9 protein-coding genes are annotated in these 7,556 nt (G+C 68.6%); 3 read left to right on the top strand and 6 right to left on the bottom strand.

Going from position 1 to position 7,556, the window contains the following annotated elements; all coding sequences use genetic code 11:
• The 4 genes from GOALK_RS23510 to rimP form a co-directional block, all read right to left on the bottom strand.
• Nucleotides 1-330, bottom strand: a 330-nt coding sequence (locus GOALK_RS23510) for a translation initiation factor IF-2 N-terminal domain-containing protein (RefSeq protein WP_006359311.1), incomplete at its 3' end; no start/stop codon positions are given.
• Nucleotides 331-461: 131 nt separating this feature from the next.
• Entirely contained in the window at nt 462-716 is a 255-nt protein-coding gene (locus GOALK_RS13125; RefSeq protein WP_006359310.1) for a YlxR family protein, read from the bottom strand.
• A 103-nt stretch (nt 717-819) separates the two neighbouring features.
• A complete protein-coding gene (gene nusA / locus GOALK_RS13120; RefSeq protein WP_006359309.1) occupies nt 820-1,830 on the bottom strand; it encodes a transcription termination factor NusA in 1,011 nt (336 codons plus the stop codon).
• A 63-nt stretch (nt 1,831-1,893) separates the two neighbouring features.
• The gene (rimP, locus tag GOALK_RS13115; protein ID WP_006359308.1) at nt 1,894-2,463 is read right to left on the bottom strand and encodes a ribosome maturation factor RimP; all 570 of its coding nucleotides are present in this window, start codon (nt 2,461-2,463) and stop codon (nt 1,894-1,896) included.
• A 116-nt stretch (nt 2,464-2,579) separates the two neighbouring features.
• On the opposite strand from rimP, the gene GOALK_RS13110 reads away from it, so the two are divergent.
• Both GOALK_RS13110 and GOALK_RS13105 read left to right on the top strand, forming a co-directional pair.
• Nucleotides 2,580-3,083, top strand: coding sequence for a hypothetical protein (locus GOALK_RS13110; protein WP_006359307.1), 504 nt, complete (start codon nt 2,580-2,582; stop codon nt 3,081-3,083).
• Nucleotides 3,080-3,544, top strand: a complete 465-nt coding sequence (locus GOALK_RS13105; RefSeq protein WP_006359306.1) for a ferritin-like domain-containing protein — start codon at nt 3,080-3,082, stop codon at nt 3,542-3,544. Before GOALK_RS13110 ends, GOALK_RS13105 begins: the two co-directional genes overlap by 4 nt.
• Here the strand turns inward: GOALK_RS13105 and GOALK_RS13100 are convergent.
• A complete protein-coding gene (locus GOALK_RS13100; protein ID WP_035754166.1) occupies nt 3,541-5,271 on the bottom strand; it encodes a proline--tRNA ligase in 1,731 nt (576 codons plus the stop codon). The genes GOALK_RS13105 and GOALK_RS13100 overlap by 4 nt on opposite strands.
• Here GOALK_RS13100 and yaaA point away from each other — a divergent pair.
• The gene (yaaA, locus tag GOALK_RS13095) at nt 5,270-6,052 is read left to right on the top strand and encodes a peroxide stress protein YaaA (protein ID WP_187346505.1); all 783 of its coding nucleotides are present in this window, start codon (nt 5,270-5,272) and stop codon (nt 6,050-6,052) included. The genes GOALK_RS13100 and yaaA overlap by 2 nt on opposite strands.
• Here the strand turns inward: yaaA and GOALK_RS13090 are convergent, their stop codons facing one another.
• A complete protein-coding gene (locus tag GOALK_RS13090) occupies nt 6,053-7,552 on the bottom strand; it encodes a DHA2 family efflux MFS transporter permease subunit (RefSeq protein WP_035754115.1) in 1,500 nt (499 codons plus the stop codon). It abuts the gene before it with no gap.
• Between the last annotated feature and the right edge of the window lie 4 nt (nt 7,553-7,556).

Raw genomic sequence — 7,556 nt, 5'->3', positions numbered from 1 at the left:
GGGTGCGCCCGACTGGGGCGCGCTGGTCTGGGGTCCCGGGGCGGGACGCTCGGCCGGCGCTGCCGGGGCGGCACCGGGCTTCGGCGCACCGGACGGCTTGGGTCCGGGCTTGGCCGACTGACGAGGACTGGGTGCCGACGACGAACCGCCGTCCTTGGCTCCCCCGTCCGTGCCGGGGAATGATTCACGCAGTCGACGGGCCACTGGGGCCTCTACCGTCGACGACGCCGATTTGACGAACTCGCCCTGTTCCTTCAGGCGCTCGAGCACCTGCTTGCTCGTAACACCGAGCTCTTTGGCCAGTTCGTGCACGCGGGCTTTGCCTGCCACTGCTCTCCTTTGCTGGAGGCCAAGCGGCTAACCCGCTACGGCCTCGATTTATGTCCGGTACATGCTCATCGTGGGGACTTCACGGTGTGCTCATGTCTTCTGCAACCTGTTCCGGCTCCGAGGAGCCATCTTTAGTGGGTGATCACGCCGAGCTGTTCGGCGAGATCGTCCGGGTCCGCGGTCAGACCGGGAGTCCGGAGTGCCGCGGCGAAGGCCCTGCGTCGCGTCGCGACGGAGATGCACTCCGCCCTCGCATGCAACCAAGCGCCACGTCCCGGCATGGTCTTCGCGGGATCGGCCACGAGCACGGTGGCGTCCTCGCGCTGTTGCGCGACGACACGAACCAACTCGGCGGCCTGTGCCCGTTGCCGGCAACCGACACACATCCGTACCGGCCTGTGATTGGTTGACGTGCGGGGGGCGGATCGCTGAACCATCGATCAGTCTAGCGCGACCGGGCGGGTTGCGAACAATCGGCTGTCACCCGTGTCACTCGGCTCCCTCCTCGGCCGCGGGGGCGGCGTCGGAGCGGATGTCGATCCGCCAACCGGTCAGCCGGGCGGCGAGACGGGCGTTCTGTCCTTCCTTGCCGATGGCGAGGGAGAGCTGATAGTCCGGCACGACGACCCGGGCCGCCTTCGCGGCCTCGTCGACCACGGTGACCGATACAACCTTCGCCGGAGACAGCGCATTCCCGACGAACACACCGGGATCGGAGTCGAAGTCGATGATGTCGATCTTCTCGCCGGCAAGTTCGCTCATCACGTTGCGCACGCGCTGGCCCATCGGGCCGATGCAGGCGCCCTTGGCGTTGAGCCCGGCGACACCGGTGTGCACGGCGATCTTGGAGCGGTGACCGGCCTCGCGGGCGACCGCGACGATCTCGACCGAACCGTCCTCGATCTCGGGCACCTCCAGCGAGAACAGCTTGCGGACCAGGTTCGGGTGGGTGCGCGACAGCGTGATCTGCGGTCCGCGGGGGCCGCGGCTGACGCCGACGACATAGCACTTGATGCGGTCGCCGTGGGTGTAGACCTCGCCGGGCACCTGCTCGGCGGGCGGGATGACGCCCTCGGTGCTGTTGGCGTCGCTGCCGATCTGCACCACGACCATGCCTCGGGCGTTGGCGCGGGAGTCCTGCTGGACCACGCCGCCGACGATCTCGCCCTCATGGGCCACGAGGTCGCCGAAGTTCTTCTCGTTCTCGGCGTCGCGGAGGCGCTGCAGGATGACCTGACGCGCCGTGGTGGCCGCGATCCGGCCGAAGCCCTCGGGGGTGTCATCCCACTCGTGGACGACGTCGCCGTTCTGGTCGAGTTCCTGTGCCATCACGCGGACGGCACCGGACTTGCGATTGATGTCGACACGCGCATGCGGCGCGAAGCCGTCGGTGTGACGGTAGGCGGTCAGCAGGGCGGTCTCGATGGCGGTGATGACCGTCTCGATCGAGATGCCCTTGTCGGCCTCGATCATGCGCAGTGCGCCGATGTCGATGTTCATGGGGTCTGGCTCCTATTCACTTGTCGCCGCTCTTCACTTGTCACTTGTTCGGTTCTTCGGTCTTCAGTCGTTCAGTTGCGTGCGGTCCCGCGCCCGCCGACGCTCGATCTCCTCGGCGTCGAGTCCGCAGAGTTCGAGTTCGGCGACGCTCGGCTGCGAGAAGTCGACCTGCACGACGGCTCTCGTCACGGCCTCGAGCGGGATGGTCTCCACCGCGATCCGTCCGCGGAGGTTCATCACGATCTCGACGTTCGTCTCGTCGAGCTTGCCGATGCGACCGGTGAGAGACCGCTCCTCGCTCCCCTCGAGCGGGGCCACGTCGACGGCGACGCGGCGTCCGGTGTTGCGACGCCAGTGCCGCGGAAGGGTCAGGGGACGGTCGACGCCGGGCGAGGTCACCTCGAGGACGTAGGCATCCTCGTCGGTGAGTTCGGGAACCGCGTCGAGGAGCTCGGAGATCCGGTTGGACAGGTCGGCGAGGACGTCGAGATCGCCACCGCCGTCGCGGTCGACGACGATCGTCAGTTCGTCCTGGCCGTCGCGTCGGTTGACGATGACGTCTTCGAGGTCGAAACCTTGCTCTACGACAAGCTTTTCGACGAGTTCACTCACCTGCGGCGGGCTGATCGGCATGCCACTCCCCTCGTCTTCAGTTGTCGGGCCGTGCCAGGTCTCGCACGAAGTTGCTTCGACACATCCTAGTGGATCGCCGGGCATGCCCCGACCACCTTCGTTTCGCGGCTGGCATCATGTGTCGCGTGACCACATTGGATCGGCGCACCGTGTTGCGCGGAGGACTCGTGGCAGGGGTCGCGGTGGCCGGCCTGGGAGCCGTCGGCGTGTCGGGCTGCAGCACGGGACCGTCGGAGGAAACCATCACCGCCGAGCGGTTGGTACCCCTCGTGCGCAGCGCCCTCGCCGACGAGAAGAGCGCTCGATCGCTCGCCGGCGCCGAGCCCAGATATGCCGCAGCCCTCGCGGTCGTCGCAGATCAGCGCGCCGAGCACGCACGGGCGCTGCGTGAGGAGATCATCCGCCTGGACCAGGACGTCGCGACCACCGTCGACGAGCCGGGCCCCTCGACGACACCCACTCCGGCCGAACCGCCGACCCTGGTGGGCCTGCGCGCCGGACTCGAGCAGTCCTCGGGTGAAGCGCGCGATGTGGCGATCTCCCTGCCCGGATACCCGGCCGGTCTGGCCGGATCGGTCGCGGCCGCCGTGACCTCGATGCGAGAGGTGCAACTGGCATGACCAGCCCCGTCCCCTCCCCGGTGGCCGACACCGGCGACCCGCTCGTCGTCGCCGCGGACGCCGAGAACGCCGCGATCTTCACCTACGGGGTGATCACCGCGTTCGTCACGGCCGCGCGCCGTCGCATGGTCGGCGACTACGCCGCCGAGCACCGCGCCCGCCGGGACGAGATCGACCGGGCCATCACCGCCGCCGGCGGCACATCGCCGCTGGCCGCAGCCGGTTACACGCTGCCGGTGCAGGTCACCGACCCCGAGACCGCCGCTCGGGCGGCACTCGCGGCCGAGATCGACTGCACGACCGCATACCGGGCCCTGCTCGAACAGGCCGACGACGAAGCCGGCCGCCGGATCGGGGTCGACGGCCTGTCGGACTGTGCGGTCCGCGCCGCCACGTGGCGAGCGCTGCTGCAGGAAACCCCGGTCACGGTGGCGTTCCCGGGGTCTCCCGTCTCAGGCTAGGCGCGTGCCGCCGCGACGACCGCGTCCACCGCACCGTCGACGGCCACCTCCGCGGCCTCACCGGTGAACCGGTCGCGGATCTCGATGGTGCCGTTGGCATAGCCGCGTCCGACCACCACGACCGTCGGCATGCCGAGGAGCTCGGCATCCTTGAACTTCACACCGGGCGAGGCCTTGCGGTCGTCGAGGAGCACCTCGAGCCCGGCGGCGTCGAGGTCCGCGGCGAGCTGCTCGGCACCGGCGATCGCGGCCTCGTCCTTGTTGGCGATGACGAGGTGAACGGCGAACGGCGCCACGGTCTTCGGCCAGCGCAGACCCTTGTCGTCGTGCGACTGTTCGGCGATGACCGCCACCAGGCGCGACACACCGACACCGTAGGAACCCTGGGTCAGCCGGACCGGCTTGCCGTTCTCGCCGAGCACGTCGACCTCGAAGGCGTCGGTGTACTTCTGGCCGAGCTGGAAGATGTGCCCGATCTCGATGCCCTTGGCGCTCACCAGCACCCCGGCGCCGTCCGGCGACGGGTCGCCGTCGCGGACCTCGGCGGCCTCGACCGTGCCGTCGGGCGTGAAGTCGCGGCCGGCGACGAGACCGACGTAGTGGCGTCCGGGCTCGTCGGCACCGGTCATCCACGACGTCCCGTCGACCACGCGCGGGTCGACGAGGTAGCGGATACCGTTGGCCTGCAACGCCTTCGGACCGATGTAACCCTTGACGAGGAACGGGTTGGCGGTGAAGTCGGCCTCGGTGAGCAGCTCGACCTCGGCCGGCGACACGGATGCCTCGAGACGCTTGAGATCGACCTCGCGGTCGCCGGGGACGCCGACACCGATGATCTCCGGATCCTTGCCCGGCGCATGCAGTTTCACCATCACGTTCTTCAGTGTGTCGGCACCGGTGTACTCACCGTCGAGGGTCTCGTTGGCCCACGCCACGAGCGTGTCGATGGTCGAGGTGTCCGGGGTGTCGTGGACGACTGCCTCGGGCAGACCGTCGATCGGCTTCGGGGCGGGCGCATGCGTGACGACCGCCTCCACATTCGCCGCGTACCCCGACTCCAGGCATCGCACGAAGGTGTCCTCGCCGACCTCGGACTCGGCCAGGAACTCCTCGGAGGCACTGCCGCCCATCGCGCCGGAGGTGGCGGAGACGATGACGTACTTGATCTGCAGGCGTTCGAAGATCTTCTGGTACGCCTCGCGATGGGCGTTGTAGGCCTTCTTGAGGCCGGCGTCGTCGAGGTCGAAGGAGTAGGCGTCCTTCATCACGAACTCGCGACCGCGGAGGATGCCCGCGCGCGGACGCTCCTCGTCGCGGTACTTGGTCTGGATCTGGTACAGGATGACCGGCATGTCCTTGTAGGACGAGTACTCGCCCTTGACCAGCGTCGCGAAGAGTTCCTCGTGCGTGGGTCCGAGGAGCATGTCGGCGCCCTTGCGGTCCTTGAGACGGAACAGCGCGTCGCCGTACTCGGTCCATCGGTTGGTGGCCTCGTAGGGTTCGCGCGGCAGGAGCGCCGGCAGCAGGATCTCCTGACCGCCGATCGCGTTCATCTCCTCGCGCACGACGTTCTCGATGGCCTTGAGCACGCGCAGACCCAGGGGGAGCCAGGAGTAGACGCCGGGCGCGACGCGGCGGACGTAGCCCGCTCTCACCAGCAGCTTGTGGCTGGGCACCTCGGCATCGGCCGGGTCGTCGCGCAGGGTCCGCAGGAACAGGGTCGACATGCGTGTGATCACGACAAACCAGCTTAGTTATGGTGTTCCGGTGCTCGTCATCCTCCCTCCCTCCGAGACCAAATCCGACGGTGGGCGCGGGGCTCCCCTCGATCTGGACACCCTGTCGTTTTCCGAGCTGAACCCCGTCCGCAAACGGATCGGTGAGGCCATCGTCGACCTCGCCGGCGACCTCGACGCGAGCCGCACGGCGCTCGGCCTCGGCGCCACCCAGCTCTCCGAGGTGGACCGCAACGCCGACCTGTGGCTCTCCCCCACCCGCCCGGCGATCGAGCGCTACACCGGCGTGCTCTACGACGCCCTCGACCACGCCGCGCTGACCAAGGCCGGCAAGACCAAGGCAGCCGAACGACTGGCCATCGGCTCGGCACTGTTCGGTGTGGTGCGCGCTGCCGACCCGATTCCCGCCTACCGGCTGTCGGGTGGATCCAAGCTCCCCGGCATGCCGACGCTGGCGTCGATCTGGAAGCCGGAGCTGTCCCCCACGCTCGACGCCGTCGACGACTTCGTGGTGGATCTGCGTTCCGGCGTCTACCAGCAGCTCGGGCCCGTCAAGGGTGCGGTCACCGCGACGGTGATGACCGAACAGCCCGATGGATCACGCAAGGTCGTGAGCCACTTCAACAAGCACTACAAGGGCCTGATGGCGCGCGAACTGGTCCGCACACGACGCAACGTGCGCGACATCAACGGCCTTGCCGCGGTCCTGTCCGACGCCGGTCAGCGCGTCGAGATCCCCGCACCCGACCAGATCGTGGTGCTGACGGACTGACTATTCGACGCCCGCGTCGGCTGCTTCCTGGGCGGCCTGGCCCTCGGCGACCTGTTCCGGGGTGAACCGCATGAACAGGACGACGATCGCGGCGATGACCGCGATGCCGGCACACGCCGCGAAGGCGAGGCCGTAGCCCTCGGCCTGAGCGGCCAGCTGAGTCGGGTTCATGGTCTCGACGGGCTCGGTGGTGCCGCCCTTGGACAGTGCCCGCGACGTCACCATCGCCCCCACCACGACGAGGCCGACCGCTCCGCCGAGGTTCTGCGCGACCTGCGCGAGGGCGGTCAGCGGACCGATCTCGTTCGGTCCGACGCCGGCGACCACCGACAGGGTGAGCGGGATGACGGCGAGGCCCACGCCGAAGCCGATCACGATGACCGGCAGGAAGATGCTCGGGAAGTAGTCGGGGGCATCGGTGGCGATCGACGAGGCGTAGAAGCAGCCGGCGAGGATCACCGCGCCGCCGACCAGGACCAGCCAGCGCGGCTGGGTCATCAGCGAGAGCTTCGACGCGATCGCCGCGGCGATGCCGAGGCCGAAGGCGAAGGGCACGACGGCCAGACCACTCTGGATCGGCGAGTACTTCAGAATCCCCTGCAGATACAGCGAGATGAACACCGCCATGCACATCATGATCATGCTGGCGAACAGGATCGCCCCGAGTGCCGCGACGCGTGAGGTGTTGTCGAACAGCGAGAACGGCAGGATCGGGTTGGCGGCGCGTCGCTCGACCACCACGAAGGCGATCAGCGCCAGCACGCCGAGCACGAACGAGCCGATCACGACGGGCGAACCCCAGCCGTTGGGACCCTCGTTGACGCCGAGGACCAGCAAGGTGCAGCCGAGGGTGCCGAGCACCGCGCCGGGAACGTCGAGCGGCAGACGCTCGCCCTGCGATTCGCGCAGCGCGATGATCGCGCCGATCACGACGACCAGGCCGATCGGCACGTTGATGAGGAACACGAGTCGCCACGACACCTCGGTCAGCACGCCGCCCACTATCAGGCCGGCGACCGAACCGACGCCGGTCATCGCCGCATAGACGGCGAAGGCCTGGCTGCGGGGTTTGCCCGGCGCGAAGGTGGTCGCGACCAGGGCCATCGCGGTCGGGGCGGCGATGGCGGCCGACGCCCCCTGCAGTGCGCGGCCGACGATCAGGCTGGCCTCGTTCCACGCGAGACCGCACAGAAGTGAGGTCAGGGTGAAGGCCACGACGCCGACGATGAACATCCGCTTGCGGCCGAAGGTGTCACCGAGGCGGCCGCCGAGCAGCATCAGGCCACCGAAGGCCAGGACGTAGCTGGAGATGACCCAGTTGGCGCTCGACTCGGAGAGGCTGAGGGCGTCGCGGATCCGTGGGAGGGCCAGCGCCGCGACGGTGCCATCGAGCACCATGAGCAGCTGCATTCCGGACAGCACCAGGATCGGCAGTCCGAAGACCGGACGGAACTGGGCGGTGTCCACAGTTCCAGCGTGCACTGATCCGGGATTCGACATAAGG

The sequence above is a fragment of the Gordonia alkanivorans NBRC 16433 genome, assembly GCF_000225505.1.
GTDB classification, from domain to species: domain Bacteria; phylum Actinomycetota; class Actinomycetes; order Mycobacteriales; family Mycobacteriaceae; genus Gordonia; species Gordonia alkanivorans.
The sequence above is the reverse complement of the archived record's forward strand: the minus strand, read 5'-3'. Positions and strand labels throughout refer to the sequence as shown.